This window comes from Burkholderia ubonensis (assembly GCF_001718695.1).
GTDB lineage: Bacteria > Pseudomonadota > Gammaproteobacteria > Burkholderiales > Burkholderiaceae > Burkholderia > Burkholderia ubonensis_B.
Genome location: NZ_CP013421.1, coordinates 460172 through 486351, shown reverse-complemented (window position 1 = coordinate 486351; position 26180 = coordinate 460172). Strand labels below are relative to the sequence as shown.

General features: G+C 69.7%; 28 protein-coding genes and 1 pseudogene. 20 read left to right on the top strand and 9 right to left on the bottom strand.

All coding sequences use genetic code 11. The annotated features are described in order from the left end of the window. Positions 1 to 191 precede the first annotated feature (191 nt). The 4 genes from WJ35_RS17060 (at position 192) to WJ35_RS31360 (ending at position 3482) form a co-directional block, all read left to right on the top strand. Positions 192 to 1127: a 1-phosphofructokinase family hexose kinase gene (locus WJ35_RS17060; protein ID WP_069239559.1), complete on the top strand. Its 936-nt coding sequence runs from the start codon at positions 192 to 194 to the stop codon at positions 1125 to 1127. 78 nt (positions 1128 to 1205) lie between these two features. After that, a complete protein-coding gene (locus WJ35_RS17055; RefSeq protein ID WP_080484366.1) occupies positions 1206 to 2003 on the top strand; it encodes a polysaccharide deacetylase family protein in 798 nt (265 codons plus the stop codon). After that, entirely contained in the window at positions 1996 to 3261 is a 1266-nt protein-coding gene (locus WJ35_RS17050; protein WP_069239558.1) for a putative glycoside hydrolase, read from the top strand. The genes WJ35_RS17055 and WJ35_RS17050 overlap by 8 nt, the downstream gene beginning before the upstream one ends. 74 nt (positions 3262 to 3335) lie before the next feature. After that, a complete protein-coding gene (locus WJ35_RS31360) occupies positions 3336 to 3482 on the top strand; it encodes a hypothetical protein (protein WP_155121937.1) in 147 nt (48 codons plus the stop codon). A 13-nt stretch (positions 3483 to 3495) separates the two neighbouring features. On the opposite strand, the gene WJ35_RS17045 is transcribed toward WJ35_RS31360, so the two are convergent. Continuing rightward, positions 3496 to 3972: a lecithin retinol acyltransferase family protein gene (locus tag WJ35_RS17045; protein WP_011880364.1), complete on the bottom strand. Its 477-nt coding sequence runs from the start codon at positions 3970 to 3972 to the stop codon at positions 3496 to 3498. Positions 3973 to 4078: 106 nt separating this feature from the next. Then, the gene (locus tag WJ35_RS17040) at positions 4079 to 4414 is read right to left on the bottom strand and encodes a hypothetical protein (protein WP_069223609.1); all 336 of its coding nucleotides are present in this window, start codon (positions 4412 to 4414) and stop codon (positions 4079 to 4081) included. A gap of 24 nt (positions 4415 to 4438) precedes the next feature. Here WJ35_RS17040 and WJ35_RS17035 point away from each other — a divergent pair, with 24 nt between their 5' ends. Further along, positions 4439 to 4912: a hypothetical protein gene (locus tag WJ35_RS17035; protein ID WP_011880362.1), complete on the top strand. Its 474-nt coding sequence runs from the start codon at positions 4439 to 4441 to the stop codon at positions 4910 to 4912. Between the two features lie 119 nt (positions 4913 to 5031). Further along, complete coding sequence (locus WJ35_RS17030) at positions 5032 to 7428, top strand: serine hydrolase (RefSeq protein WP_196222103.1); 2397 nt, start codon at positions 5032 to 5034, stop codon at positions 7426 to 7428. Positions 7429 to 7543: 115 nt separating this feature from the next. On the opposite strand, the gene WJ35_RS17025 is transcribed toward WJ35_RS17030, so the two are convergent. Then, a complete protein-coding gene (locus WJ35_RS17025; RefSeq protein ID WP_011880360.1) occupies positions 7544 to 8017 on the bottom strand; it encodes a hypothetical protein in 474 nt (157 codons plus the stop codon). A gap of 399 nt (positions 8018 to 8416) precedes the next feature. On the opposite strand from WJ35_RS17025, the gene WJ35_RS17020 reads away from it, so the two are divergent. The 5 genes and pseudogenes from WJ35_RS17020 to WJ35_RS17005 all read left to right on the top strand — a co-directional run bounded on the left by WJ35_RS17020 (position 8417) and on the right by WJ35_RS17005 (position 12078). Continuing rightward, positions 8417 to 8773 carry a DUF1924 domain-containing protein gene (locus WJ35_RS17020; RefSeq protein ID WP_014725997.1) on the top strand — a complete coding sequence of 119 codons (357 nt, stop codon included), beginning with the start codon at positions 8417 to 8419 and terminating at the stop codon, positions 8771 to 8773. Between the two features lie 12 nt (positions 8774 to 8785). After that, positions 8786 to 9295, top strand: a complete 510-nt coding sequence (locus WJ35_RS17015; protein WP_011880358.1) for a diheme cytochrome c — start codon at positions 8786 to 8788, stop codon at positions 9293 to 9295. Continuing rightward, on the top strand, positions 9261 to 9998 hold the full coding sequence (locus tag WJ35_RS17010) for a cytochrome b/b6 domain-containing protein (protein ID WP_043292681.1): 738 nt from the start codon (positions 9261 to 9263) through the stop codon (positions 9996 to 9998). Before WJ35_RS17015 ends, WJ35_RS17010 begins: the two co-directional genes overlap by 35 nt. A gap of 28 nt (positions 9999 to 10026) precedes the next feature. Then, positions 10027 to 10693 (top strand): annotated as a pseudogene (locus tag WJ35_RS30360) (response regulator). Further along, positions 10690 to 12078: an ATP-binding protein gene (locus tag WJ35_RS17005; protein ID WP_069239798.1), complete on the top strand. Its 1389-nt coding sequence runs from the start codon at positions 10690 to 10692 to the stop codon at positions 12076 to 12078. Before WJ35_RS30360 ends, WJ35_RS17005 begins: the two are co-directional and overlap by 4 nt. 135 nt (positions 12079 to 12213) lie before the next feature. Here the strand turns inward: WJ35_RS17005 and WJ35_RS17000 are convergent, their stop codons facing one another. Further along, positions 12214 to 12639 (bottom strand): hypothetical protein, encoded by a 426-nt coding sequence (locus tag WJ35_RS17000; RefSeq protein WP_069239557.1) that lies wholly within the window; start codon positions 12637 to 12639, stop codon positions 12214 to 12216. A gap of 221 nt (positions 12640 to 12860) precedes the next feature. On the opposite strand from WJ35_RS17000, the gene WJ35_RS16995 reads away from it, so the two are divergent. Beyond that, positions 12861 to 13208, top strand: a complete 348-nt coding sequence (locus WJ35_RS16995) for a carboxymuconolactone decarboxylase family protein (RefSeq protein ID WP_011880354.1) — start codon at positions 12861 to 12863, stop codon at positions 13206 to 13208. 120 nt (positions 13209 to 13328) lie between these two features. Then, positions 13329 to 14225 carry a cation diffusion facilitator family transporter gene (locus tag WJ35_RS16990; RefSeq protein ID WP_085954532.1) on the top strand — a complete coding sequence of 299 codons (897 nt, stop codon included), beginning with the start codon at positions 13329 to 13331 and terminating at the stop codon, positions 14223 to 14225. A 44-nt stretch (positions 14226 to 14269) separates the two neighbouring features. Here the strand turns inward: WJ35_RS16990 and WJ35_RS16985 are convergent, their stop codons facing one another. Then, positions 14270 to 14887, bottom strand: coding sequence for a VTT domain-containing protein (locus WJ35_RS16985; RefSeq protein ID WP_014725991.1), 618 nt, complete (start codon positions 14885 to 14887; stop codon positions 14270 to 14272). A 217-nt stretch (positions 14888 to 15104) separates the two neighbouring features. On the opposite strand from WJ35_RS16985, the gene WJ35_RS16980 reads away from it, so the two are divergent. Then, positions 15105 to 17396: a heavy metal translocating P-type ATPase gene (locus tag WJ35_RS16980; protein ID WP_069239556.1), complete on the top strand. Its 2292-nt coding sequence runs from the start codon at positions 15105 to 15107 to the stop codon at positions 17394 to 17396. 12 nt (positions 17397 to 17408) lie between these two features. Here WJ35_RS16980 and WJ35_RS16975 read toward each other — a convergent pair whose 3' ends face one another. The 4 genes from WJ35_RS16975 to WJ35_RS16960 all read right to left on the bottom strand — a co-directional run bounded on the left by WJ35_RS16975 (position 17409) and on the right by WJ35_RS16960 (position 20359). Next, positions 17409 to 18359, bottom strand: coding sequence for a universal stress protein (locus tag WJ35_RS16975; RefSeq protein WP_059463982.1), 951 nt, complete (start codon positions 18357 to 18359; stop codon positions 17409 to 17411). 152 nt (positions 18360 to 18511) lie between these two features. Beyond that, positions 18512 to 19096: a hemerythrin domain-containing protein gene (locus WJ35_RS16970; RefSeq protein WP_069239555.1), complete on the bottom strand. Its 585-nt coding sequence runs from the start codon at positions 19094 to 19096 to the stop codon at positions 18512 to 18514. Between the two features lie 283 nt (positions 19097 to 19379). Further along, positions 19380 to 19946, bottom strand: coding sequence for a cytochrome b (locus WJ35_RS16965; protein WP_069239554.1), 567 nt, complete (start codon positions 19944 to 19946; stop codon positions 19380 to 19382). Positions 19947 to 19984: 38 nt separating this feature from the next. Beyond that, positions 19985 to 20359, bottom strand: a complete 375-nt coding sequence (locus WJ35_RS16960) for a cytochrome b562 (protein WP_011880347.1) — start codon at positions 20357 to 20359, stop codon at positions 19985 to 19987. A 163-nt stretch (positions 20360 to 20522) separates the two neighbouring features. Between WJ35_RS16960 and WJ35_RS16955 the strand changes: the two genes are divergently transcribed. The 6 genes from WJ35_RS16955 to WJ35_RS16930 all read left to right on the top strand — a co-directional run bounded on the left by WJ35_RS16955 (position 20523) and on the right by WJ35_RS16930 (position 25924). Next, the gene (locus WJ35_RS16955) at positions 20523 to 21185 is read left to right on the top strand and encodes a response regulator transcription factor (protein ID WP_011880346.1); all 663 of its coding nucleotides are present in this window, start codon (positions 20523 to 20525) and stop codon (positions 21183 to 21185) included. Continuing rightward, positions 21185 to 22537 (top strand): ATP-binding protein, encoded by a 1353-nt coding sequence (locus WJ35_RS16950; protein WP_045579780.1) that lies wholly within the window; start codon positions 21185 to 21187, stop codon positions 22535 to 22537. The genes WJ35_RS16955 and WJ35_RS16950 overlap by 1 nt, the downstream gene beginning before the upstream one ends. A 421-nt stretch (positions 22538 to 22958) precedes the next feature. Then, on the top strand, positions 22959 to 23765 hold the full coding sequence (locus tag WJ35_RS16945; RefSeq protein ID WP_060234237.1) for a transporter substrate-binding domain-containing protein: 807 nt from the start codon (positions 22959 to 22961) through the stop codon (positions 23763 to 23765). Positions 23766 to 23854: 89 nt separating this feature from the next. Next, the gene (locus WJ35_RS16940; protein ID WP_010097592.1) at positions 23855 to 24541 is read left to right on the top strand and encodes an amino acid ABC transporter permease; all 687 of its coding nucleotides are present in this window, start codon (positions 23855 to 23857) and stop codon (positions 24539 to 24541) included. Then, positions 24538 to 25188, top strand: coding sequence for an amino acid ABC transporter permease (locus WJ35_RS16935; protein WP_010097593.1), 651 nt, complete (start codon positions 24538 to 24540; stop codon positions 25186 to 25188). The genes WJ35_RS16940 and WJ35_RS16935 overlap by 4 nt, the downstream gene beginning before the upstream one ends. After that, positions 25175 to 25924 (top strand): amino acid ABC transporter ATP-binding protein, encoded by a 750-nt coding sequence (locus WJ35_RS16930; protein ID WP_069239553.1) that lies wholly within the window; start codon positions 25175 to 25177, stop codon positions 25922 to 25924. The genes WJ35_RS16935 and WJ35_RS16930 overlap by 14 nt, the downstream gene beginning before the upstream one ends. Positions 25925 to 26180 lie beyond the last annotated feature (256 nt).

Below are 26180 nucleotides of genomic sequence, written 5' to 3'. Positions count from 1 at the left end.
GGCTCGGCGGCGAAGAATGATTTACTGTAGGAGCTTGCACGCGTGCGTCGTTGATCGAGCGCAATCGTGTGCGGTTGCGGGATCGATTGACTGGCATCAACGCCGCGACCGTCGCCGCACGTATGGTGGAGCCACGGCCGGCGCGCGCACCGTCGCGGCGCGCGTGCCATCGACTGCACAAGACCCACACCATGACAGATATCGTTACCGTTACCCTGAACCCGGCCGTCGATGTCGCGACATCGGTCGAGCACATCGTCGATACGCACAAGCTGCGCTGCGCGGCGCCGAGGCGCGACCCCGGCGGCGGCGGGATCAACGTCGCGCGGACCATCCACCGGCTCGGCGGCGACTGCATCGCGCTGTACCTGGCCGGCGGCCCGACCGGCGACGTGCTGACGTTGTTGCTCGAGGCCGAGCGCCTGCCGAGCGTGCGCATCCGGATCGTCGGCGAGACACGCGAGAACTTCTGCGTGCACGAAACTTCGACCGGACGCGAATTCCGCTTCCTGATGCCGGGGCCATCGGTGAGCGACGCCGAGTGGCGCGACTGCGCGGCCCGCCTCGACGCGATGCAGCCGGCGCCGCGCTATCTGGTGCTGAGCGGCAGCCTGCCGCCCGGCGCGCCCGACGATCTGTACGCGACGCTCGCACGGGCCGCGAAGGCGCGGGGCAGTCGCGTCGTCGTCGACGCGTCGGGCCGTGCGCTGGGCGCGGCGCTGGAGGAGGGCGTTCATCTCGTGAAGCCCAGTATCGGCGAACTCAGCGCGCTGGCCGGCGAAGCGCTCGACGATGCGTCCGCGTGCCGAGTGGCGAGCGAACTCGTCGCGCGCGGCCAGGCCGAGATCGTCGCGTTGACGCTCGGCGCGCGCGGCGCGTGGGTCGTCACGCGCGATCGGTCGTTGCGTCTGCCCGGGCGGCCGGCAGCGGTATGCAGCACGGTCGGCGCCGGCGACAGTTTCGTCGGCGGCATGGTGTGGGCGCTGGCGCGCGGCGTGCCGCTCGACGACGCGTGCCGCTATGCGCTCGCCGCATCGGCTTCGTCGGTCGAGCATCCGGGCACCGCCCTGTGCACGCGCGCGGACGTCGAGCGCATCCACGACGAAATCGTTGCGCTTGCAAGCTGATCGGTGACCGTTGATCTGGCTCAGCGGCATCCGCGCCGCGATCGCGAACAATGGGGCAGCCCGTCTACGAGGACCGCCATGGCCTTGCGCATGCTCGTCTGTCTACTCCTGCTGTCGTGCGTGCCGCCGCTGTGGGCGGCGGACGATGAAGGCGCCGGTGCGCCGCAGCCGCCGCGCGTGCTGATCCTCGCCTATCACCGGTTCGCGACGACGCGCGTCGATTCGATGACGGTGCGCGTCGACACGCTGCGCGACCAGCTGCAGGCGATCGACGCGGCCGGCTACCAGATCGTGCCGCTCGCCGACGTGGTGCGCTGGCATGCCGGCGATCCCGGCGCGGTTCCGGCGCGCGCGGTCGCGATCACGGTCGACGACGGCCATCGCTCCGTCTACGACGTGCTGCGCCCGCTGCTCGCGCAGCATCCGGCGCCGGTGACGCTGTTCATCTATCCGTCGGCGATCTCCAACGCAAGCTACGCGATGACCTGGGACGAACTGCGCGCGCTCGGGCAATCCGCCGACGTCGCCATCGAGTCCCATACGTACTGGCATCCGAATTTCCATACCGAGCGGGCGCGGCAGACGCCGGCCGACTACCGGCGCTTCGTGTCGTTCCAGTTGCGGCGCTCGCGCGAACGGCTCGAGGCCGAGATCGGCCGGCCCGTCACGCTGCTGGCCTGGCCGTTCGGCATTCACGATGCGCAGACCGACGAGCAGGCGGCGGCCGAGGGCTACGTCGCCGCCTTCACGATCGATGCGCGCCCGGTCCGGCGCACCGATTCCGCGATGGCGCTGCCGCGCTACCTGATGACCGATGCGTGCGACACGCGCTGCATCAACGGTCTGCTGAGAAGCGCCGGAGGAAGCCATGATTGAGCGCGTGATCGCGTGTCTGCTCGTATTGTTTGCCGGTGTCGCCGCGGTCGCCGCGCATGCGGCGCCGGTGTCGATCACCGTGGTCGATGCGACCAACGGTCATCCGCTGGCCGGCGCGTTCGGCCATGCCGGCGGCGTGAACCGGACCGCGGATCGCGACGGCGCGTTTTCGCTGGAGCTCGATGCGGCCGGTACGCGCGTGAGCGTGCGCGCGCCCGGCTACGCGCGCGCCGAGCTCACGCTGGCGCCGACCGACGCGGCCCATACGATCCGGCTGGCGCCGGTGCGTCCGAAAGCGGTTTACCTGTCGGCATACGGCGTCACGGACCGCACGCTGCGCGACGCGGCGCTGGCGCTGCAGGGCAGGACCGCCATCAACGCGCTCGTCATCGACGTGAAGGGCGACAGCGGCGTCACGCCGTATCGCAGCCTCGCGCGCGAAGTGTCCGGTGCGGCGAGTCATGCGGCGGGCGCGATCGTGCATCCGCCCGATCTGCCGGAGCTGCTGCGGACGTTCCACGCGCGCGGCCTCTACCTGATCGCGCGCATCGTCGTGTTCAAGGACGACCGCCTGGCGGGCGCGCATCCCGACTGGGCGGTGCGTGACGCCGCCGGCGAAATCTGGCGCGACCGCGAGCACCAGCGCTGGATCGATCCGACCGCGCGCGCCGCATGGGCGCACAACTACGACGTCGCGGAGGAGGCCGCCCGCATGGACTTCGACGAGATCCAGTTCGACTATCTGCGCTTTCCGGACGCGAACGGGCTGCGGTTCGGCGAGCCCAACACCGAGGCCAACCGCGTGGCGGCGATCACCGGGTTCCTCGCGGGCGCGCGCGAGCGGCTGCGGCCGTACAACGTCTACCTGTCGGCGGACATCTTTGGCTACGTGTGCTGGAACTTCAACGACACCGCGATCGGGCAGCGGATCGAGACGTTCGGGCGGATCGTCGACTACATTTCGCCGATGCTGTATCCGTCCGGGTTCACGTGGGGGCTGCCGGGCTGCCGCAAGCCGACCGACCGGCCGGGGGAGATCGTGTCCCGCTCGCTTGCGGAAGCCATGCGCCGCACCGGCCTGGACGGCGTGCGTTTCCGGCCGTGGCTGCAGGCATTTCGCGACTACGCGTTCGATCATCGCGTATTCGACGCCGACGAGATTCGCGCACAAGTGAACGCCGCCGACGCGGCCGGCACCGATGGGTGGATGCTGTGGAATCCGCGTAATCGCTATGATCCGGCGGCGTTGCCGCGGTGAGTGGGAGGTTGCGGCGGGTGGCCGGGGCGGCGCGAATCGGTGCCGCGATGGGACGGAGAGGCTATCCGTGAGCGATGCGCGACAATGCGGTCGTGATGGCGAACGGGTCGGTCGGCATCGGCATCGGCATCGGCGAGTCGAATTGCGAGCGGGCGGGTGAAGCGCTGTGCGGTCCGGCGCGACCGCCGGTGATGCGGCGGCAGTTGCTGGCAGGCCAGTAACGCGCCATGCCGTTTACCCCCGCCCACCCATCCCCGGATACAACCGCGCAGCCAGCACCCAGGCGATCAGCATCGCCGCGACCGCGAGGCCATGCGCCGGATTGCGCAGGCACGACGCCACCTGTTCGCTCCGGCCGACGCCGAACAGGCACCACAGGCAGAAATGCTCGCAGTTGTTCGTCAGCAGCCGGTAGCGGCATTCGCCGAGGCGCGACGCCGCGCGGCGCGCGGCCTGCATCCCGTCGTAGGGCGCATGCGCGTGGCGCACCACCGCGAGCGCGCGGCCGGCCCGGAAGCCGTCGAGCGTGACCACTTCGACCGGGCCGCCGCTCGGATCGCGCGACCAACCTGCGTAGTGAATCACGTTGCCGTCGCCGATATAGATGCCGTGATGCAGATAGCCGGGTCGGCGCGTCACGAGGTGCGCACCGACCGGCGGTTCGCCATTGGAATCGGCGGCGTCGGCGTGCGCTGCGGTCGGATCGATCATCGCGGGCTCCCAGTGCGGCGGCGGCGCGGACCAACCGTGCGCCAACCGCTCGATGCATGGCGTACTGCCATGTTTTGAGTATTGGCGGCGACGCCGCGCGGCACAATCAGCGCGGCCTGAGCTTGCTGTCCGACGTCGGGCGGCCGTGTCGGCAATTTCCGACGGCCTGCGCAGGATCGCCTGACAGCGCGCGCCGACACCATGCCGCCGCCCGCCATTCGCCCGTGATATGCGGCTCGGCGGCGTGCGTGCGCGCCCGCCGCGACGCGATCGCGGTAACGCTTGCGCTTCGTCCGGTTTTGCGCGCCTCGACCGGAACGCCGTTGACTTGCATCAATGGGAAATCGACGTTCCGCGCGACGCTCACAGCATCGCCAAAGCGAACGCACGACGCCGTCGCACGCAGCACCGCGCCGCGATCGACGGGCGGCCGTGCAGCCACGCGTGCTCAATCAGGAGAGTGAAGATGCGGACCACCACCATCAAGATGCTGTTGGCAGCCTGCGTGCTGACGCTCGGCGCGAACGCGCTGGCCGACACCGCGAACGAGCCGATCTCGCGTAACGGCGTCGTGTACATCACCGGCGGCATCGGCAGCGACGAAGTCACCGCGTTTCGCGACGTCGCGCCGCGCTACAACCTGCGGATGACGTTCACGTCGAAGGCCGGCCACTATCTGTCCGACGTCGACGTGAAGCTGGCGTCCGGCAAGTCGGCGCTTCTCGACGTACGCACCGGCGGCCCGTTCCTGTTCGCTCGCGTGCCGCCGGGCAGGTACACGATCACCGCGCGCGACCGCGCGGTGCAGGAGGTCCGGCACGTGGTCGTGCCGGCGCGCGGCGGCGTCGAGGTCCGCTTTGCCTGGCGCGACCCCGAACGCGAAGGCGCGATGCGCCTCTGCACCGGCTGCCCGGCCCCGCAGCAGCAACCGGCGCGCTAGCCGCGCGGCGGGTCGGCGCCGACCCGAAGGTAGGCGTGCAGGACTCCCGGCCTCGGCTCGGCAGCGACGCGCTCGCATGCCGGCCTCGATCCATCCGCCGCCACGAAGGAGGCGATCCAGTGGAACGCGTTCGATCGGCACGATTGCGCCGTGCTGTCGCGCTGAGCGGCGCGTTGTTGCTCGCGTTCGGCCCACTCGGCTCATTCTGCCCATTCGGCGCGGCCGACGCGTGGGCGCAAGCCGACGCGCCCGCTGCGTCGCAGCAGGCGGCCGCGATCGACGCGGCAATCGCCGCGGAGATCGCGGACGGGCATCTCGCGGGCGCCGTGGTCGTGACCGGCGACGCGGACGGCGCGCGCGTGCGGGTCGCCCGCGGTGCGCGCGTGACGGGCGAGCAGGCCGAGCCGATGACGGCCGACACCGTGTTCGACCTCGCGTCGCTGACCAAGCCGTTGGCAACGGCCGTCGCGATCATGCAGCTCGCGGAGCGCGGCATGCTCGGCCTCGACATGCCGGCCGCGCACTACTGGCCGGCGTTCGGCACGAACGAGAAGGCCGGCATCACGATCCGCCAGTTGCTCGCGCACGTGTCGGGCCTGCCCGCCGGTGTGTCGTCGGCGCGGGCGTTGCGCACGCGCGCGGCGGTCCTGGCCGACGTCGCCGCGATGCCGCCGGTCGCGGAGCCGGGCGCGCGCGTGATCTACAGCGACGTCAACTACGTGGCGCTCGGCGAAATCGTCCGGCGCGTGTCGCACCGACCGCTCGACGCGTGGTGCGCCGAGCACGTGTTCGGGCCGCTCGGGATGACGAGCGCCACGTTCCGCCCAGCCGCCCCGCTGAGCGCGCGCGTGGCGCCCACCGTCGTACGCGACGGCCGCCTGCTGCGAGGCCGCGTGCACGATCCGGTCGCGGCGGCGCTGGGCGGCGTCTCGGGCAACGCGGGTCTCTACTCGAGCGCCGACGATCTCGCGCGCTTCGCGCGCATGCTGCTGCACGGCGGCACGCTCGGTGCAACGCGGGTGCTGAGCGCGCGCAGCGTCGCCGAACTCGAAACACCGCTCCCGGCCGACACGCCAAGCGAGCTGCACACGCCCGGCTGGGCGGTCGGGCCGCCGCTCGTGGCGAACCGCTACCGGCTGCCGCCGGTCGGCGCGCTGCAACACCTCGGCTACACGGGCACGGCGCTATGGATCGATCCCGTGACGCGTCGCTTCGCGATCGTGCTGACGAGCCGCCTGTATCCGGACGAAACCGGCACCGCGATGCCGTTGCGCGCGCTCGTGGTCGGCATCGTATCGAGCGCGGCGGCGCCGGTGACGCCGGCGCAGATCGCCGCGCGCGTGCCGCCGATGGCGGACGCGCTCGCCGCAGCCGTCCGGCCGCCGCCATCGCGCGGGCCGGTGCTGGCGGGCATCGATGTGCTTGCGTCGAGCGGCTTCGCGGCGGTCGCCGGAAAGCGCATCGGTCTCGTCACGAATCGCAGCGGCTTCGACCGGTTCGGCCGGCGCACGGCCGACCTGCTCGCGCACGCGCCGGGCGCACGGCTCGTTGCGCTGTTCGCGCCCGAGCACGGGCTCGGCACCGACGTGGACGACACGTTCGGCGACAGCGTCGATGCGGCGACCGGCGCGGTCGTTCACAGCCTGTACGGCGAGCGCCGCACGATCGCGCCCGCGCTGCTGGCCGACGTCGACGTGCTGGTGGTCGACCTGCAGGACGCCGGCGTGCGCTTCTTCACCTACGTTGCGACGCTCGGCTACGCACTCGAAGCCGGCGCGGCCGCGCATCGTCCGGTGATCGTGCTCGACCGTCCCGATCCGCTCGGCGCCGACGCGTTCGGCGGGCCCGTCGCCGACGCGGGGCCGTCGACCTTCACGCGCTACTACGCGCTGCCGCTCGCGCCCGGCATGACGATCGGCGAACTGGCCCGGCTGTTCAACGACCGGTTGCAGATCGGCGCGACGCTCAGCGTGGTGCCGCTGGCGAACTACGCGCGCACGATGCGCTTCGAGGACACCGGGCTCGGCTGGGTGCCGCCGTCGCCGAACCTGCGCGACGCGACCGCGTTGTCGCTGTATCCGGACCTGGGGCTCGTCGAGGGCGCGGACGTGAGCGTCGGACGCGGCACCGCGACCCCGTTCGGCGTGATCGGCGCGCCGTGGATCGACGCGCGCAGCGTCGCGGACGATTTGCGCGCGATGCGGCTCGCCGCGACGTTCTCGCCGGTCCGCTTCGTGCCGACCGAGGGCCCCTATCGCGGCAGGCTCTGCGAAGGCGTGCGCATCGAACGGCTGCCGGGCGCGACGCGGCCCGGCGAGATCGGGCTGGCGCTCGCGCTGGCATTGCACCGCCGTTATCCGGCGCGGTTCCGGATCGATGCGATCCGCGCGTCGGTCGGCTCGCGCGAGGTGGCCGACATGCTGGAAGCGGGGCGCTCGCTCGACGACATCGAAGCGCTCGCCGCTGCGCAAAATGCCGCGTTCGCGCCCGAGCGGGCGGCGTTCCTGCTGTATTAAGCGCGGGTCGGCGTGCGGCGTCGGGTGTTCGGCCGGCTGCGCAACGGAACGGCGTCGCCGTGGCCGCCGCACGTCGCGGCGGCGCACCCTTGGCGCTGCCGACCCGGTCGGAAGCTCAGAACTGCTGGTCGTAGTTCAGGCGGACATGCTCGACATGCGTCGAGCCGTCTCGCGTAATCGCGAGGTCGATGTGATAGATGCCTTTCCAGCGTGCGTCGAACACGTGCCCGTACGTGACCGCATTGCCGTCCCGCGCCGGTTCGAGCTGCATCTGCTTCGGCTTCGTGTGAAACGAGCTGGCTTCGCTGCGCGGGCCCTTCACTACGGCCGTGATGTGCGCGTTTTCGATGCGCTTGCCGGTCGACCGGTCGAACAGCGCGACGGTCAGCAGATACAGGTTCACGTTCGACGACGCGTCGGCGGCGCTGCCGCCCGCTGCGGCAGTCTGATTCGCCGGCACCACGCCGAAGTTGACGGCAATGTCGCCGGACGTCACGCTGCGCGTCAGGTCGTTCGCAGCGGCAGGCGCTACCTGTCCGACCAGCAATGCCAGCCACGCAAGCAGTACAACGAAAGGTCTCGATCGCATCGAAGTCTCCTCGGGGATTGGGCTGCCGCATCGGCCGTGCACGTGCGGAGCAAACGGTAGCGTGTCCATGCTGACGCGGAACGCGCGTGCCGGCTTGATGCAGGTCAAGCGCCACCACGCCATCGGGCCGGCGCGCCGCTCGTTTCGGTGCGCGAGCGGCCGCATCGCGTCCGACGCCGGCTCCAGTTCCGGCTTCGGCAGGTGTCGCAACGTTTGACGTGCGTCAAGGCGGCACGAGTGTATGACCGTCAGCTCGCCGCCGAACGGTGACACGCCGCTTCCTTAAGAATCCGGTAAGGAACGCGCCCGAAGATGAATGCATCGCTCAGGAGGATCACGATGCGTCTATCTGACTCGGTTCGCATGCTGCGCCGGTCCTGCGCGGCGGCCGCGATATGCATGGCCGCCGGCGCCGGCGCGCATGCCGAAACACCGGCCGCGTTGCTGGCCGGCTACACGGCGCAGGCGGGCACGGCCGCGGTGCCGTTGCGCGGACAACAGTTCTTCACGTCCCGCCACGGACGCGAATGGAGTTGCGCGAGCTGTCACGGTAGCTCGCCGACCGGTGCAGGGCGGCACGTCGTGACCGGCAAGACGATCGAGCCGCTCGCGCCCGCGTTCAACCCGGCGCGGTTCTCGGACGGCGCACGCTCCGAAAAATGGTTTCGCCGAAATTGCAAGGACGTCGTCGGGCGCGAATGCTCGGCTGCCGAAAAGGCCGACATCCTCGCGTGGTTGATCACGTTGAAACCCTGAAGGGGAACGCAGATGAACCGTGTCGAACCGACGATCTCGTCGTGGCGCCCCGCGCTGCGGGCCGGCATCGCCGCGGCGCTGCTGGTTTCGCTGCTGCCGCACACCGTCCTCGCCGAAGACGAAATGCGCGGCATGGCCGTGCCGCTGCTGCCCCGCTACAAGCAGGAGTGCGCGACCTGCCATGTCGCCTATCCGCCCGGCGCGCTGCCGGCCGAGTCGTGGCGTCGCATCCTCAACGGTCTCGAGCATCACTTCGGCACCGACGCGACGCTCGATGCGGCCACCGTCGCGCAACTGCAGACCTGGCTGAGCGCGCACGCGGCGACGGGCGCTGCGGCGCGGCGGCCGCCCGACGACAGGATCACGCGCTCGTCGTGGTTCATCTCGACCCACGACGAAGTACCGGCCGCGGTGTGGAACAGCCCGGCAGTGAAGCGGCCGTCCAATTGCGCCGCATGTCATACGCAGGCAGACAAGGGAAATTTCGATGAACGATTCGTCCGCATTCCAGGCGCCCGCTGAACCGGCCACGCCGCGCGCCGAACGCGTGCTGGTGTGGGACGCGCCGGTGCGCGCGTTTCACTGGCTGATGGTGATCGCATTTGCCGGCGCGTGGCTGAGCGCCGAAAGCGAACGATGGCGGCTGATGCACGTCGCGTTCGGCTACACGATGCTGGCGCTCGTCGCGTTTCGCGTCGTCTGGGGCTTGGCCGGCACGCGCCATGCGCGCTTCTCGTCGTTCGTGCGCTCGCCGGCGGCCGTGGGCCGCTATCTGCTGAGCCTCGCGAAAGGCCGGCCCGAACATCACGTCGGCCACAACCCGGCCGGCGCGATCGCGATCGTCGCGATGCTGGCGATGACGGCCGCGCTCGGCGCGAGCGGCTGGGCCGCGTACAACGGTAACGGCGAAGCGTTCGGCGAGCTGCATGAAGGCGTGGCGAACGCGATGCTCGTGCTGGTCGCCGTGCACGTCGGCGCGGTGTTCGTCAGCAGCATCGTGCATCGCGAGAATCTGGCCCGCGCGATGGTGACGGGTTACAAGCGCGGTGCGCCGGCCGACGGCATCCGGCGCGCGTGGTGGAGCGTCGCCGCGATCATGACGGCCGCGGCGATCGGCTGGTGGTGGACGCAATGGCACGCGGCGCCGCAACCCGCGCCGGGCGACGGCCCGGTCGCGGCCGACATCGGACGCCCCGCGCACGGCGCGGACCGCGACGACGATTGACGGCCGCCGGCTGAGTGAGTGCCCGATCGTGCGCATCCTGCTCGTGGAAGACGATGTCCTGCTCGGCGACGGCATCCGCGCCGGGTTGCGCCAGCAAGGGTTCCAGGTCGACTGGGTCCGCGACGGCGACGCGGCGCAGCGCGAGCTGCGCGCGCACGTTCATGCGGCCGCGGTGCTCGACCTTGGGTTGCCGCTCGTCGACGGCATGGACGTGCTGCAACGCATTCGCCGCGACGGCATTGCGCTGCCGATCCTCGTGCTGACCGCGCGCGACGCGGTGCCCGACCGCATCCGAGCGCTCGACGCGGGCGCCGACGACTACGTGATCAAGCCCATCGACCTGTACGAGCTCGGCGCACGCCTCCGCGCGCTGGTGCGGCGCGCGCACGGCCGGCCGACCGAACGGCTGCGCGCGCACGACGTCGAGCTGGAGCCCGCGTCGCGCACCGCGCGCCGCGCGGGCGTGGCCGTTGCGCTGTCGACGCGCGAGTTCGACCTGCTGCACATCCTGATGCTCAACGCCGGGCGGGTGCTGTCGCGCGAGCAGATCGAGCAGTATCTGTACAGCTTGGGGGCAGGAAGTCGAGAGCAATGCGGTGGAGGTCCACATCCATCGGCTGCGCGCGAAGCTCGGCAGCGAAGTGATCCGCACCGTGCGCGGCGTGGGCTACGTGCTGATGCGGGACGCCGCATGAAGGCGCTGCTGCCCGCACGCTCGCTGCACGGCCGGCTGCTGACGCTGGTGCCGGCCGTGGTGCTCGGCGTCTGGCTCGCGACGCTGATGCTGACGTGGCTCGATGCGCAGCGCGAGATCGACCGGCTGCTCGACGGTCACCTCGCGCAGGCCGCCGCGCTGCTGGTCGCGCAGCAGGCGCGCGGGCCGGACGACGACGACACCGCGATCGACGCGCCGATGCTTCATCCGTACGGACCGCGTGTGGCGTTCCAGGTATTCCACGACGGCCGGCTCGGCCTGCATTCGGAAAACGCGCCGTCGCAGCCGATGGTGGCGCCCGAGCTGACCGGGCAGGCTCGCGCGTCGGGATTCTGGACCGTTGCGATCGACGGCGATGCGTGGCGCGTCTTCGTCGTGCACGGCGTGCGCCACGACGTCCAGGTGTTCGTCGGCGAACGGATCGATTCGCGCAAGTCGATCCTCGGCGCGGTCATGCGCAGCGCGTTCTGGCCGATGGCGGCCGCGCTGCCGCTGCTGGTGCTGGCGATCGGCTGGGCCGTGCGCCGCGGCACGTCGCCGCTGCGCGATTTCGGCCGCGCGCTCGCCAGGCGCAACCCGCAGGCGCTCGACACGATTCGGCTCGAGCGCACGCCGCTCGAAATGCAGCCGATGCTCGACGCGCTGAACCGCCTGTTCGAACGGATTCGCGCGGTGATGGACGCCGAGCGGCGCTTCACCGCCGATGCGGCGCACGAGCTGCGCACGCCGATCGCGGCCGTCAGCGCGCAGGCGCAGGTCGCGCTGGCCGAGCGCCACGACGCGCCGCGCCGGCATGCGCTGCGCGGCGTGCTCGAAGGCTGCGATCGAGCCGCGCGGCTCGTCGATCAGCTGTTGTTGCTGTCGCGTCTCGATGCGGGCGCGCTGGCCCAGCGCGCCACGGTGGACCTGGCGGCGCTCGCGAAACGCGTGGTCGCGGAAGCCGCGCCACGGTCGATCGACATGCGGCAGCGGCTGGAGCTCGACGCGCGAGCGCCGTGCCTCGTCGGCGGCAACGAGCCGTTGCTCGAGTCGATGGTGCGCAATCTGGTGGACAACGCGATTCGCTACAGCCCGGCCGACGCGTGCATCACCGTGTCGGTCGCGCGATGCGACGGGCGCACGACGCTGCGCGTCGAGGACAGCGGCCCGGGCATCGGCGACGACGATCTGCGCCGGCTGGGCGAGCGGTTCTTTCGGCCGGCGGGAAGCCGGCCGGGCGGCAGCGGCCTGGGCTGGTCGATCGTGCGGCGCATCGCGGCCGCGCATGAAGCGGACCTCGAGGTCGGGCGTTCGGCGGCGTTGGGCGGGTTGTGCGTCGTCGTGTCTTGGCCGGCCGCCGATGCAGCCGGCACAGCCGCGCACTAGGCAATCATGTCCGTCGCGAATCACACCGCACAGCGTCGGCGCGTGACCGAAGGTCACCGCAGCGGCCTTTCGTGGCCGGCTCGGCGCGCATGTCAGGCTGGCCTCGGTCCTCGCCCGGCGCACCGCGCCGCGCGGTCATTGGCCGGCAGCGCCGCTGGCGGGGCCGCCGGGCTGCCCCTGCATGTAGCCGGGGCCCATGCCGGACCCCATCCCCGAACCTGGCCCCATCCCGGACCCCATTCCCATCCCTTGGCCGCGATGCATGCCGCGCATCGGCGGCGCGTCGGGGAGCGTGATGCCGCGCGCCTTCGCACGCTTCTGCATCTGCGCGTGATGCTCTGCGCGGATCTTGTCGCGCTCGGCGTCCGACGCTGCCGCGAGCATCCGCGTCCGGTATTCGGTGCGCTCCGCCGGCGTCATCAGCTGACTGCCGTAGATCATGTGCCCCGATTCGACGCCGCCGCGTGCAGGCTGGCTCGCCTGCGCGTGGGCCAGCCCGGCCGACATCGCGATCGCGACGCCGATCACGCAGTGTGCGGTGAAGGTATTCAAGCGAAACATGGCAGTCTCCCGACGGTTTGCATGCGTTCAACGGTACACGTGAGCGCAGCCTGTCCATTGCGGCAGATCAAGGGCCGTCCGGGAGCCGCTCATACCATCGAAACGTGTGCCGGCCGTCATGGCGATGTCGCTCCTGCGGTGCATCATCGTGCGTCGCGTGCAGCGACCGCGGCGCGACGCCGTGAGCCGGTCCGATTTCCCCAACGCGGAGGCGACCTGCCATGACCGATTCACTGAACTATCGTCAACGAACCGCCGAGATTACCGAGCAGATGCGCAAGCTGCGGCAGTCGCAGCCCGATCTGATGTCGGCGTTCGGCGCATTGGCGGCGGCCGGCACGCGCGACGGCGCGCTGACGAAGAAGACGCGCGAGCTGATCGCGCTGGGCATCGCGATATCATCGCGCTGCGACGACTGCATCGGCTTCCACGTGCAGGCGCTGATCAAGCTGAAGGCGACGCGCGAGGAAGTCGAGGAGGTGGCCGGCGTCGCCGTGTACATGGGCGGCGGCCCGTCGATGATGTACGCGGCCCATGCGCTGATCGCTTACGACCAGCTGGCCGCTTGAGCGCCGCTGTCGGGTGCTGCCAGCGACATTCGAATTTGCTAACCCTGTAACGTGAACTGAATCGTGATCCAGAACAACCCCGACGCCGTACCCGAAACTGTCGCCGAAGCGACGCCCGCCATGGCCGCCGCGGCTACCCGAAGCACCTGGGTGAGCGTCGCGGTGAACCTCACGCTGAGCATCGGCCAGGTGGTGATCGGCATCCTGTCGCGCTCGCAGGGCCTCGTCGCGGACGGCATTCATTCGCTGTCCGATCTGGTCGCGGATTTCGTCGTGCTGCTGGCCGGTCATCACAGCCGCAAGCCGGTCGATGAAAAGCATCCTTACGGCCATCAACGCTTCGAAACCGGCGCGTCGCTCGCGCTGGCCGCGATCCTGCTGGTGGTCGGCGGCGGGATGCTGTGGTCGGCGGTGCAGAAGCTCGAGCATCCGGAGGCGATCGAGCGCGTCCACGTCGCGGCGCTGTGGGTGGCGCTCGTCGCGCTGGTCGCGAAGGAGAGCCTGTTCCGCTACATGCTCGCGGTCGCGACGCGCGTGAAGTCGAGCATGCTGGTGGCCAACGCGTGGCATGCGCGGTCGGACGCCGCGTCGTCGCTGGTGGTCGGATGCGGGATCGTGGGCAACCTGCTCGGCTATCCGCTGCTCGATCCGGTCGCCGCGCTGATCGTCGGCGGGATGATCGTGAAAATGGGCGCGACGTTCGGCTGGAACGCGTTGCACGATCTGATGGACCGCGCGGCCGACGCCGAGGACGTGCAGGCGATCCGCGCGACGCTGCTCGCCACGCCCGGCGTGCTCGACCTGCACGACCTGCGCACGCGCAAGACCGGCGATCTGATCCTGGTCGACGTGCATCTCGACATCGACGCCGATCTCACCGTCGCGCAAGGGCACGACATCGCGGTGGACGCGCGCGCGCGCGTGCTGCGCCATCATCGGGTGCTGAACGTGATGACGCACGTCGATCCGCGCAAGCGCGAAACGGCGCTCGAAGCCGCAGCGCTTCACCGAAATTAAGAGGGGACGGGCGGCGTATCGGCCAACGCACGCCCGCGCCGGCTTCAATCGGAGCGGCGCACGCGCTGGCCGCGCCGGAACGTCAATCGACGTTCGTGGACGAGCGCGTGCCAGTCGAGCTTCATCAACACGACGATGCATGCGAGCAGCACGAGCTGCGTGACGATGAAGTAGCCGCCGAGATAGCTGCCGCCGAGTTCGGACTCGGCGTCGAGCTGCGTGGACGCGAAGCGGCCGACGTGCGCCCAGATCGCATAGGTCGTCACGCGGCCGATGAAGAACGCCGCGGCGATGATCCTGAGCGGCAAGCCGGACAGCCCGTATGCGATGAACAGATAGTTCGACGGCAGCGGGCTCAGCGCATAGAGGAAGAACGCCCCGGCGGTCAGCGTGCCGTGCTTGCGCAGCCAGCGCGTCGCCACGGCGATGTTCTCGCGATCGGCGTCCCGCACCCAGCGCGAGCGCACCAGCGAGCGCGCGAAGGTCGCGAGGATCACGCGGCCGATGGTGGCCGCGGCCGCCGCGACGACGGCGAACACGAACGGATTGCCGTCGGGCAGGTTGAAGCCCACCCACGACATCGCCATCCAGGTGGGCGGCGCGAATGCCGGCACGAGATTCAGCAGCAGAATCAGCAGGAACAGCACAGCCAGCGTCAGCACGATATCGGCTCCAGACCATCCGGTGTCACGTTTCGATTGTGCTGAAGAGGCGGGCCGCGCCGTTGACTCACGTCAAGCAACGCACCGCGCGGGCACGCGCGTCGGGCTGACCCACGTCAACGGTCGAAGCGCGGCATTTTCTAGACTGATGCCACGCCGTCGTCAACGGCGCCCGACGCAACGCTCGGGCCCACGCGCGGCAACCGGAAAACTCGTCATGCCCCGAATGCGCTGGTCGCTCGATTTCACGTTGCTGGTTCTGTCTGCCGTCACGCTCGCCGCCGGCGGCGCGTGCGTCGCGTTCGGCCTGCCTGCGCTCGCGCGCCTCGTGTGGCTGCTCGGCGCGCTGCCCGTGCTGCTCGCGTTGACGGTCACCGTCGCCAAGGCGGTCGCGCGCCGGCAGCCCGGCATCGACATACTCGCGTGGCTCGCGATCGGCCTCGCGCTAGCGCTCGACGAGACGCTGACCGCCGCGGTCATCGCATTGATGCTCGCGAGCGGGCGGACGCTGGAGCAGCACGCGCAGCGCCGCGCGCAACGCGAGATGACGGCGCTGCTCGGCCGCGCGCCGCGGCAGGCGACGCGGTTCGAGCATGGCGAATGGCGGCCCGTCGCTCCGGGTGCGATCGTCCCCGGCGACCGGCTGCTGGTGCGCAGCGGCGAGTGCGTCGCGGTCGACGGCACACTCACCGGCGACGCGGAACTGGACGAATCGATGCTGACCGGCGAATCGTCCACGCAGCGGCGACGTTCGGGCGAAACCGCATGCAGCGGCGTAGTCAATGCGGGCGCGCCGTTCGAGATGGTGGCGCGCACGACCGCCGGCGACAGCACGTTTGCCGGCATCGTACGGATGGTCGAGCGCGCGCAGCGCGAGCGCAGCCCGTCCGTGCGCGTCGCGGATCGCTACGCGGCGGGCTTCGTCGTGATTGCGCTGCTCGTCGCGGGCGGCGCGTGGCTCGCGACCGGCGACGTCGGGCGTGCGCTCGCCGTGCTGGTCGTCGCGACACCGTGCCCGCTGATCCTGGCTGTGCCGGTCGCCATCGTCTCCGGCATGTCGCGTTGCGCCGGGCGCGGCATTCTGGTCAAGGGCGGCGGCGCCCTGGAGCGGCTCGCACAAGCGTCCATTCTCTTCTTCGACAAGACCGGCACGCTGACCGGCGGGCGCGCACGCATCGTCGCGATCGAATGCGGCGCGCAGGTCGCCGCCGCCGACGTGCTGCGCTTCGCGGCGTCGCTCGCACAGGCGTCGGCGCACGTGATTTCGGACGCGCTGACGGTTGCCGCACGGGAGCGCGGCGTCGGTCTGTCGGCGCCGTCGGCCGTACTGGAGACGCCCGGCGAAGGCGTGACGGGCAGCGTCGACGGTCACGCGGTCACGATCGGCAAGTTTGGTTTCGTCGCGGCGTGCTCGACGCCGGCGCCGTGGAGCGATGCGTTCGTCGCGCGCGTCGGCGGCCAGGGCGGCGCGGCGGTATTCGTCGGCGTGGATGGCGCGATGATCGGCGCGATCGAGCTGGCCGACGAACTGCGGCTGGAGACGCCGCGCGCCTTGCGGCTACTCAAGCGCGAAGGCGTCGAGCGCCTCGTGATGCTGACCGGCGACCGGCGCGATATCGCGCTGGCGGTCGGCGAACTGCTCGGCGTGACCGACGTGCGCGCCGAGCAAACGCCGACGGACAAGCTCGCCGCGATCCAGTCGGCTCGCAAGGACGGCGTGACGATCATGGTCGGCGACGGCGTGAACGACGCGCCAGCGCTCGCGGCCGCCGACGTCGGCATCGCGATGGGCGCGCGTGGCGCGGCCGCGTCGTCCGAGGCCGCCGACGTGGTGCTGCTGGTCGACCGGCTCGACCGCCTCGTGGACGCGATCCGGATTGCGCGCCGCGCGCGCCGCATCGCGCTCGAGAGCGTGGTGGCCGGCATGTCGTTGTCGGCGCTCGCGATGGCGGTCGCGGCGGCCGGATTACTGCCGCCGATTGCGGGCGCGGTGATTCAGGAGGTGATCGACGTCGTCGTGATCGTCAATGCGCTGCGCGTGTTGCTGGTCCGCGCGAAGCCGTCGGAGGCGCGGCCGAGCGGCCTCGACGTCGAGCAGCTCAAGCGCGAGCACGCCGCGTTGTCGCCGCTGCTCGACCAGTTGCGGGATCTCGCCGATCGCATCCCCGGCTTGCCGGCCGCGACCATCGCGAGCGAATCGGCGCGGCTGATCGGCGTGCTGGACGCGCGGCTGCTGCCGCACGAGCGCGCGGACGACCGCGACGTCTACGCGCGTCTCGCGCCGCTGCTCGGCGGCGAGGATCCGCTTGCGGCGATGAGCGGCGCGCACCGCGAGATCTTCCGGATGGTCAGGGCGCTCAGGCAGATGGTCGCCGATCTCCCGCGCGAACACGCCGACGCCGCGCGCGCTCAGGCGATCCAGCGGACGCTGTACGGGCTCGAAGCGATCGTCCGCCTGCATTGCGCGCAGGAGGAGGAGCTGTTCCACGCGGTGGGCGCGGACGTGTGACGCGCTAGCGCGCTACGCGTGCGGCGCGTTCACGAGCAGGACCGGCGTCGGCGCGATCCGCGCGACGCGGCGCGCCACGCTGCCGAGCACCCAGCTCGTGACGCCGCGCCGTCCGTGGGTGCCCATCACGATCAGGTCGGCATGCCAGCCGCTCGCGTCGTGCACGATCCGTTGCGATACGTCGTCGCCGGTGCGGTCGGTTTGAATCAGCTGCGACTGCGCGTGTCGGGCCGCGCCGTCGAACAGCGCGACGGCTTTTTGCAGGACGCGGCGGCCTTCGTCGATCGACGCCTGTTCCAGCGTCTCGACGGGAACGAAATCGCCCAGCGATACGGGCCGGTCCACGACGTGGATCACGCGGAATTCGGTGTCCGGCCGCGCGAATTTGAGGCCCGCGCGCAGTGCGTTGAGGGCGATCGCACTGCCGTCGACGGCGAACAGCATGCGCGCCGGCACATGCTCGGCGGCCGGCTGGAACCCTTCCGGGACGATCAGCAGCGGACAGCCGGCGAGGTGGCCGAGCGGGCCGGACACCGTGCCTTCGATCCACCGCAGCAGGCCGTGATGCTGACGCGCGCCGACGATCAGCAGATCGGCGCGCCACGCCTGCGCGGTTTCGGCCAGCGCATGGGCGATATCGGCGCCGTGCACGGACAGGTCGATGACTTCGCTGTCGATCGCGATGTCGTCGCGCCGCAATGCGCCGGTGGCGCGCGACAGCGCGTCGGCGGCGTCGTGCAGCAATTCGTCGCGCGCCGCTTCGAAGAACGCGGCCGATTTCGAGCCGCGCGGAACGAGTGTGCGCGGGTTTTCCGCGACGCTGACCACGTGCACCGACGCATTCGGCGCAATGAGGTTACGCGCATACGCGAGCGCATGATCGGACGCGGCGGAGCCGTCGATCGCGATCAGCACCCGTTGGGGCGCGTGGTGGGGGTGGAGGGGTGAGTTGCTGGCGCTCATGAAGGTCTCCCGGTCCGGTGGCAACCGGCGATCGTGCATACGGCCATTGTTCGCACGCGAGGCGCGCGCGGCTTGACCTTCGTCAAGCGCGTTCATGTTCGCCGGGTAATGCGTGCCGCTGGCTTTCCAGCGGCCGAAGGGCGGCCGCGCTGCTAATCGGGCGCCCGATCGGGGATCGCCTGGACGATCATCGAAAACAGCCGGTCGAGATCCTCGTCGAGCGGCTGGCCGTCGAACGGATCGCGATTCGCGGCGAACGCCGCGTCGATCCCGACCCAGTCGTCGGGCATCAACACGCGGGTGGCGGCCGGCAGGATCACGGTCTCTTCTAGACAGCGATGGTCCGCATGGAACTCCGCGTAATCGTCCATCAGCGCGCCGAGCGTATGCAGCGCGCTCGCGCCTTTCAACTCGTAGCGCGTCAGCGCGTGCTCGAGATTCCGCAGCTTCATGTCGCTCTTGTCGTGCTGCGCCTCGAGCTGGTCGAGCACGCTGTCGAACTCGCCGGTGCGCGCCCGCAACGGCGCGAACAGGTAGCGGTCTTCGTTCGGATGATGAATGCGCTGCGGGTATTCCCGGATGTAATAGAGCATCGCGCGGAACACGATCACGCCCGGCACCGGCTCACCCGCCACGAGCAGACGGACGAAGTGCCGCATGCCGTCGATCACGGTCGACAACTGCGCATGTTCGTGGCGGATGATGGCGACGGCGCTACGTGGCCCGGGCATCGACATTTCACACCCCGCAGCGGTAACGGAATGACCGGCGTGCTCGCGGCTCGCTTCGGCTGCGCGCATGAAGCCCGGTTGCGATACGTCGATATTGATCGACCGCCGCCCGTCGTTGAAGGGTGTGGACACCGAGGCGTTGACGAAGATCAACGGTCGCGTGGAGCGTGTGGGTCTGCTGATCGCGTTCGGTCTGCCGCGTGGCTGCCGACACGTGCGGGCGACGCGCGACGCCGGTTTTCCGCCGGATTTCGAAGCGGTCCGGCCGCCGCGCATCGCAATGCCGGCGTCAGCCGATATCCTTCGCCTGCAGCGCGCGCTGGCCGGAACGGGCCGCCCACGGCAGGATGCGCGGCAGGACGTTTTCCGCATGGAGCACGCGGTGCGCCACGGCCGCGGCGACGTGCAGGCCGACCAGCGCGACGAGCGCGTAGGCGGCGAGTGCGTGCAGTTCGCCGAGCCAGCGCGACAGCTCGCGGTTCTTCGCGACCAGCGTCGGCAGCGAAAAGAGTCCGAAGCAGCTGGCCGGGTGCCCGGCCGCGTTCGTCTTCAGCCAGCCGAGCACCGGGATCGCCAGCATCAGCGCATACAGCAGCCCGTGGATGGCGCGTTCGGCCGAATGCCGCAGCGTGCCGGCGGGATTGACCGACGGCGGCAGCCGGTCGCGCGCGCGCAGCCGGTTGCCGAGACGCAGCGCCACGAGCAAGAGAATGGCGACGCCGATCGACTTGTGCAGGCCGACCAGGTCTTCGTTGTCGTCTAGCAGCAGGCCGACGATCAGGTTGCCGATCAGTGCGACGGCCAGCAGCCAATGGAGCAGGCTGATCGACAGCGGATAACGGGTAGCGGTCTTCATGACGGAATATCGTTCAGTGGCAAGCGGGTGCGGTCGGCTCAGCCGAGCAGGTCGTGGTAGTGCTTCTTCGTGTCGTTGATGCGGCGCAATGCCTGCTTGGCGGCCGGCAGATCGTTCGCCGCGATCGCGCGATCGACTTCGGTCAGTTCGCGCTGCAAGGTGCGCATGCCTTCGTCGTAGGTTGACTGGTCGCTGCGATAGCGCTGGCGGCTCGCCTGTTGCGCGTCGCTTTCGAGCCGGGTGACGTAGCCGCGCATCTCGGCGGTCGTCCGGCTGTTCAGCGCGCGTTGCATCGTCTGCTTCATGTCGCGCATCAGCGGCTTGATCTCGCCCGCCTGCGCGGGCGCGGCGGTCACGACGAGCAGCGCGGCGAGCGCGGCGCAGAATCGGAATCGGAATGCGGGCGTCTTCATGGGCGTTTCGGGTCGGCAGTATCGGTGAGCGCGACGATAGGGCGCCGACGTTAACGGATTCTTAAGGCCCGATTTCGGCCGCGACCCGCTTGATGCGCGGGCACGCCTGCGGTTATCGTGCCGCAACGGACGCGAGGTCCGGATCAAAGAGGAGTTGCGAATCATGCGGGTATTGCTCGTGGAGGACGACAAGCTGATCGGCAGCGGCGTGGAGGACGGGCTGAGCGAGGCCGGCATGACGGTCGACTGGGCGCACGACGGCCGGCATGCGCAACTGGCGCTCGAAACCACGCCGTACGACCTCGTCGTGCTGGATCTGGGCTTGCCGCGCATGTCCGGCGTCGAGCTGCTCGCGTGGCTTCGCAAGCGTCGCGACCATACGCCGGTGCTGGTGATGACCGCGCGCGACACGGTGGCCGATCGCGTGAGCGGCCTGAGCGCGGGCGCCGACGATTATCTCGGCAAGCCGTTCGACCTGACCGAGCTGGTTGCGCGCTGCCGTGCGCTCGTGCGGCGTTCGCAGGGGCGCAGCACCGACACGATCGAATACGGCGACCTGTCGGTCGATCCCGCGTTGATGACGGCCACCCGCGGCGCCGAGCGAATCGCGCTGACGTCGCGCGAATGCGCGTTGCTGGTCGAACTGCTGTCGAACCAGGGCCGCCCGCTGTCGCGCGCGCAGCTGCAGGACAGCCTGTACGGCTGGAACGAGGAGATCGAGAGCAATGCGATCGAGGTGCACGTTTCGAACCTGCGCAAGAAGCTCGGCGCCGACCTGATCCGCACGATCCGCGGCGTGGGCTACGTGGTGGAGAAGGCGTCGTGATGCGTTCGATCCGGCAACGGCTGACCTTGCTCGTGCTGTCGGGCGTGGTGGTGGTGTGGGCCTATTCGCTCGTGTCGAGCTATCGTCAGGCGATTCACGAAGCGGACGAATGGTACGAAACGCGCGTCGAGCAGATCGCCCGGACCTTCGCGGTGCTCGACGCGCGCGACCTGCCGCGCTTCGCCGAGATCGTGCTCGCCGGCCGCGACGACGACGACGGCGACAACGATGCCGCGCCGCCGATGCTGTACCAGGTCAGCGATGCCGACGGGCGCGTCCTCGCGGCCAGTCCGGGTCTCGCGGCGCTCGACGTGCCGGCGTCTGCGGCTGCTGCATCCGGCGCGGCCGAGTCGGGCAATCCGAAGTGGCACGCGTACGTGCTGACCGATGCCGCGCGCGGCCGGACGGTGCGCATCTTCGAGCAGCGCACGCGCCGCTCGGACCTGTCCGCCGAAGTCGCGCGGCGCGTGGCGCGGCCGCTGGCGTTCGCGCTGCCGGTGCTGGCGGTGTTGATCTGGTTCGCGATCGGCCGCAGCCTGACGCCGCTGCGCACGCTGTCCGACGCGATCGAAGCGCGCTCGGCCGACAACCTCGACGCAATCGGCACGCGCGGCATTCCCGATGAAGTGCGTCCGCTGGTCGCCGCGCTCAATACGTTGCTGCAACGCCTGCGCGACTCGCTCGTTCGCGAGCGCGCGTTCACCAGCGACGCGGCGCACGAGCTGAAGACGCCGCTCGCCGCCATCAAGGTCCAGGCGCAGGTAGCGCTCACCGCGCGCGATCCGGAGCGCCAGCGGCGCGCGATGCAGCGGGTCGTCGAGGGCGTCGACCGCAGCACGCATCTGGCCGATCAGTTGCTCGCGCTGGCGCGGCTCGACGAGACGGTTCCGCTGGACGGCGCGGACGTCGATCTTCGTCAATTGATCGCCGCATGCGTGAACGATCATCAGGCGCGCGCCGAGCGCAAGGAGATGTCCGTGACGTCGCGGGTCGATGGCCGCGTCGTCATGCACGCGCCGCCCACGCTGCTTCGCGTGCTGCTCGACAACCTCGTCGATAACGCGATCAAGTACGGCCGCGAGCATGGGCACGTCGAAATCGCATCTTGGCAGGACGCCGACGCGGTCACGCTACAGGTGTGCGACGACGGCCCCGGCGTGCCGACCGAGGATCTGGCGCGCTTGCAGGACCGGTTCTTTCGCGGTGCCGATCATGACGCGAGCGGCAGCGGCCTGGGGCTGTCGATCGTCGCGCGGATCGTGGCCAAGCTCGGCGGGCGTCTGACCTACGTCGACGGGCTGAACGGCGGCGGATTCGGCGTGCGGGTGACCTTGCCGGTGCAGGGTCGATAGGTATCCCGAGCGCGCATCGGCCGCGGTATTTCGGGCGGGATGCGCGCGGCCGGCCGCGCACGGCGCGCGTAATGCCGCCCGCTCGCCGTCGCGTTCCGGGCCGGTCGGTCCAACCGACGCGCCGCGCCGCGCACACCCATGGCCATCGACGTTCGATCCGCATGCAACCCGATCCCCATCGTCGCGCCGCGCGTGAACCAGCCGGTTAATTTGGTGCGCTCGCGCGCGCTGCGAATGGGCAACGGCCGCGTGCCGCGTCGGGCGATGCACCGAAATGAGGAATGCAGATCGCCGGCGCGTGCGTCCGATGCCGACGCGACAGCCGATTCACCACGATGGCCCGGTTTTTGCTGGAGTTGTGTCGGCAGCGCAATCGTTACGCACTGCCAGACGACGACATATCAGACAAGGAAGATTCACCGTGAGCCCGACGACCCGACCGTTTCCCCGACGCACCTGGCTGGCTGCGTTGATCGCCGCACCCGTGATGGCGCTGTTCGCCGCCGCGCCGGCCCATGCCGATGCGCTCGATACCATCGCGAAAAACGGCGCGCTGCGCGTCGCGGTGCCCGAGGACTATCCGCCTTTCGGCTCGGTCGGCACGGACATGCAGCCGCAGGGCTATGACATCGACATGGCCGGCGTGCTCGCCAAGGCGCTCGGCGTCAAGCTGAAGCTGGTGCCCGTGAACAGCGCCAACCGGATTCCGTACCTGACGACCAACAAGGTCGACGTGGTGATCTCGTCGCTCGGCAAGACCCCGGAGCGCGAGAAGGTCATCGACTTCTCGACCGCGTACGCGCCGTATTTCCAGGGCGTGTTCGGGCCGGCGGACGTGAAGGTGAGCGTACCCGACGACCTGACCGGCAAGACGGTCGGCGCCACGCGCGGCGCGCTCGAGGAGATTGCGCTGTCGCAGCTCGCGCCGAACGCGACGATCAAGCGCTTCGACGACAACAATGCGACGATCCAGGCGTTCCTGTCGGGGCAAGTGCAACTGATCGCCGCCGGCAACATCGTCGCGGCGGCGATTCTCGCGAAGAATCCGCCGCGTCGGCCCGAGGTCAAGTTCGTGATCAAGAATTCGCCATGCTTCGTCGGCGTCAACAAGAACGAACCGCGCCTGCTCGCGAAGATCGACGATGCGATCGCGCATGCGAAGCAGGACGGCACGCTGGGCGCGATGTCGAGGAAGTGGCTTGGCCAGCCACTGCCGGCCGGCCTGTGACGGATCGCCGTGTCGCCTGATACATCGCGGCGGCCGGCACCGCCGGCGCGGCGGGTGTCATTGTCCGAACCCGAATTTACTCAATCGTCATGAGCTATCAGCTTCAATTCGGCGAGCTTGCCGAATACGCCGGCGTGTTCGCGAGCGGCGCGACGATCACGCTCGCGCTGACCGCGGTCGCAACCGTGCTCGGCGTGGCGATCGGCGTGCTCGGCGCGGCCGCGTACAGCGCCGACGCGCCCGTGGCCATGCGGCTGCGCCCGCTGATCGGCGCGTACGTCGAGGCGATCCGCAATACGCCGTTCGTCGTCCAGCTGTTCTTCATCTTCTTCGGATTGCCCGCGCTCGGCGTGCACATCGACGAATACACGGCCGCGATTCTCGCGATGACGCTCAATCTCGGCGCGTACTCGGTCGAGATCGTGCGCGCGGGCGTCGCCGCCGTCCCGAACGGGCATCTGGAGGCGGCATCCGCGCTTGCGATGTCGCGCGCGCAGATGCTGCGCCACGTTGTGCTGCCGCAGGCGCTCGCGAAGGTGTTTCCCGCGCTCTCGAGCCAGATCGTGATCACGATGCTCGGTTCGGCGGTGGTGTCGCAGATCTCGGTGGCCGACCTGACCTATGCGGCGGGCTACATCCAGTCGCGCAACTTCCGCGCATTCGAGACGTATTTCGTCATCACGCTCGCGTATCTGGCGATGGCGCTGCTGCTGCGTGGCGCGCTCGGCACGATGGGGCGCCGGCTGTTCTCCCGCCGCGTGCGAGGTGCGCGATGACCGATTTCACGTTCGGGCAGATTCTCGCGAACCTGCTGCTGGCCGCGCGCTGGACGATCGTGCTGTCGATCGTGTCGTTCGTGTCCGGCGGCCTCGTCGGCCTCGGGCTGCTCGTGATGCGCGTGTCGAGTTCGACGGTGCTGCGCGGCAGCGCGAAGCTGTACATCGAGGTATTCCAGGGCACCCCGTTGCTGATGCAACTGTTCATCGTGTTCTTCGGCCTGCCGCTCGTCGGGCTCGACGTTCCGCCGTGGGTCGCGGCCACGGCAGGGCTCACGTTCTTCACCAGCGCGTATCTCGCGGAAATCTGGCGCGGCTGCGTCGAGGCGGTGCCGAAAGGGCAGTGGGAGGCGTCGGCGAGCCTGGCCATGAGCTATATCGAGCAGTTGCGTCACGTGATCCTCCCGCAGGCCGCGCGCATCGCGATCGCGCCGACGGTCGGCTTCGGCGTGCAGGCCGTGAAGGATACGGCGCTGGTGTCGATCATCGGCTTCACCGAGCTGACGAAGGTCGGCATCGCGATCTCGAACGCGACGTTCCGGCCGTTCGTCGTGTACGGGCTCGTCGCGCTGATCTATTTCGCGCTCTGTTATCCGCTTACCCGTTATGCGCGCACGTTGCAAAGGAGATGGCATGCCGCTCGTTGAAACCCGTGGTCTCGAAAAGAACTTCGGCACCCATCATGTGCTCAAGGGGATCGATTTCTCCGTCGAGCGCGGGCAGGTCGTCTCGATCATCGGCCGCAGCGGCTCGGGCAAGAGCACGTTGCTGCGCACGCTCAACGGGCTCGAGAGCATCGACGCGGGCACGATCTCGATCGACGGCGAGCGCGTCGATGCGCGGCACGCGGACCTGCGTGCGCTGCGGCTCAAGGTCGGGATGGTGTTCCAGCAGTACAACCTGTTTCCGCACCTGAGCGCCGGACAGAACGTGATGCTCGCGCAGTCGGTCGTGAAGAAGGCGCATCGCCAGCAGGCGCGCGCGATCGCGGAATTGATGCTCGAGCGCGTCGGCCTCGGCGACAAGTTCGACGCGTTTCCGGAACAGTTGTCGGGCGGCCAGCAGCAGCGCGTCGCGATCGCGCGGGCGCTCGCGATGAAGCCGAGCGTGCTGCTGTGCGACGAGATCACGTCCGCACTCGATCCCGAGCTCGTCGGCGAGGTACTGGGCGTCGTCGAGCAACTCGCGCGCGAGGACATGACGCTGATCATGGTCACGCACGAGATGAACTTCGCGCGTGCGGTCAGCGACAGGATCGTGTTCATGCACCAGGGCAGGGTGTGGGAGAGCGGGACGGCCGAAGAGATCTTCGAGCGGCCGCAGACGGTGGAGTTGGGGCGCTTCCTCGGCAGCGTGCGCAGTACGGAGGCCGCTGCGCGCTGAGCATGCATGCCGGCGCGGTCATCACGTCGTCGTGCGGATCGTCGCTGCGCGATTTCGCGTTCCGAAAAAAATCGTGTTGTTGTAGGATTGGTCGGATGAATGTCATCGCGTGACCTGCGCCACGCCGTCACCCACGCAAGTGCGAGCAATGAACCGGCTCGCGCTGCTGCTACCACGCCAAATTCACCCCATTAATCGCGGCTTCAGGAAACGTCCATTACGGGCTCCGCACTAATTCGCGCGCCGCTTTGGTCGT

What these genes read in the sequence shown, in the direction of transcription:
- WJ35_RS16965 (WP_069239554.1), bottom strand. Translation starts at nt 19,946, where the DNA reads ATGAAGACCGCTACCCGTTATCCGCTGTCGATCAGCCTGCTCCATTGG.
- WJ35_RS17000 (WP_069239557.1), bottom strand. Translation starts at nt 12,639, where the DNA reads ATGTTTCGCTTGAATACCTTCACCGCACACTGCGTGATCGGCGTCGCG.
- WJ35_RS17055 (WP_080484366.1), top strand. Translation starts at nt 1,206, where the DNA reads ATGGCCTTGCGCATGCTCGTCTGTCTACTCCTGCTGTCGTGCGTGCCG.
- WJ35_RS16930 (WP_069239553.1), top strand. Translation starts at nt 25,175, where the DNA reads ATGCCGCTCGTTGAAACCCGTGGTCTCGAAAAGAACTTCGGCACCCAT.
- WJ35_RS17025 (WP_011880360.1), bottom strand. Translation starts at nt 8,017, where the DNA reads ATGCGATCGAGACCTTTCGTTGTACTGCTTGCGTGGCTGGCATTGCTG.
- WJ35_RS16955 (WP_011880346.1), top strand. Translation starts at nt 20,523, where the DNA reads ATGCGGGTATTGCTCGTGGAGGACGACAAGCTGATCGGCAGCGGCGTG.
- WJ35_RS16995 (WP_011880354.1), top strand. Translation starts at nt 12,861, where the DNA reads ATGACCGATTCACTGAACTATCGTCAACGAACCGCCGAGATTACCGAG.
- WJ35_RS17015 (WP_011880358.1), top strand. Translation starts at nt 8,786, where the DNA reads ATGAACCGTGTCGAACCGACGATCTCGTCGTGGCGCCCCGCGCTGCGG.
- WJ35_RS16935 (WP_010097593.1), top strand. Translation starts at nt 24,538, where the DNA reads ATGACCGATTTCACGTTCGGGCAGATTCTCGCGAACCTGCTGCTGGCC.
- WJ35_RS17020 (WP_014725997.1), top strand. Translation starts at nt 8,417, where the DNA reads ATGGCCGCCGGCGCCGGCGCGCATGCCGAAACACCGGCCGCGTTGCTG.
- WJ35_RS17005 (WP_069239798.1), top strand. Translation starts at nt 10,690, where the DNA reads ATGAAGGCGCTGCTGCCCGCACGCTCGCTGCACGGCCGGCTGCTGACG.
- WJ35_RS16950 (WP_045579780.1), top strand. Translation starts at nt 21,185, where the DNA reads ATGCGTTCGATCCGGCAACGGCTGACCTTGCTCGTGCTGTCGGGCGTG.
- WJ35_RS17035 (WP_011880362.1), top strand. Translation starts at nt 4,439, where the DNA reads ATGCGGACCACCACCATCAAGATGCTGTTGGCAGCCTGCGTGCTGACG.
- WJ35_RS16990 (WP_085954532.1), top strand. Translation starts at nt 13,329, where the DNA reads ATGGCCGCCGCGGCTACCCGAAGCACCTGGGTGAGCGTCGCGGTGAAC.
- WJ35_RS17050 (WP_069239558.1), top strand. Translation starts at nt 1,996, where the DNA reads ATGATTGAGCGCGTGATCGCGTGTCTGCTCGTATTGTTTGCCGGTGTC.
- WJ35_RS17010 (WP_043292681.1), top strand. Translation starts at nt 9,261, where the DNA reads ATGAACGATTCGTCCGCATTCCAGGCGCCCGCTGAACCGGCCACGCCG.
- WJ35_RS16970 (WP_069239555.1), bottom strand. Translation starts at nt 19,096, where the DNA reads ATGTCGATGCCCGGGCCACGTAGCGCCGTCGCCATCATCCGCCACGAA.
- WJ35_RS16975 (WP_059463982.1), bottom strand. Translation starts at nt 18,359, where the DNA reads ATGAGCGCCAGCAACTCACCCCTCCACCCCCACCACGCGCCCCAACGG.
- WJ35_RS17045 (WP_011880364.1), bottom strand. Translation starts at nt 3,972, where the DNA reads ATGATCGATCCGACCGCAGCGCACGCCGACGCCGCCGATTCCAATGGC.
- WJ35_RS16980 (WP_069239556.1), top strand. Translation starts at nt 15,105, where the DNA reads ATGCCCCGAATGCGCTGGTCGCTCGATTTCACGTTGCTGGTTCTGTCT.
- WJ35_RS31360 (WP_155121937.1), top strand. Translation starts at nt 3,336, where the DNA reads ATGCGCGACAATGCGGTCGTGATGGCGAACGGGTCGGTCGGCATCGGC.
- WJ35_RS17060 (WP_069239559.1), top strand. Translation starts at nt 192, where the DNA reads ATGACAGATATCGTTACCGTTACCCTGAACCCGGCCGTCGATGTCGCG.
- WJ35_RS16960 (WP_011880347.1), bottom strand. Translation starts at nt 20,359, where the DNA reads ATGAAGACGCCCGCATTCCGATTCCGATTCTGCGCCGCGCTCGCCGCG.
- WJ35_RS16940 (WP_010097592.1), top strand. Translation starts at nt 23,855, where the DNA reads ATGAGCTATCAGCTTCAATTCGGCGAGCTTGCCGAATACGCCGGCGTG.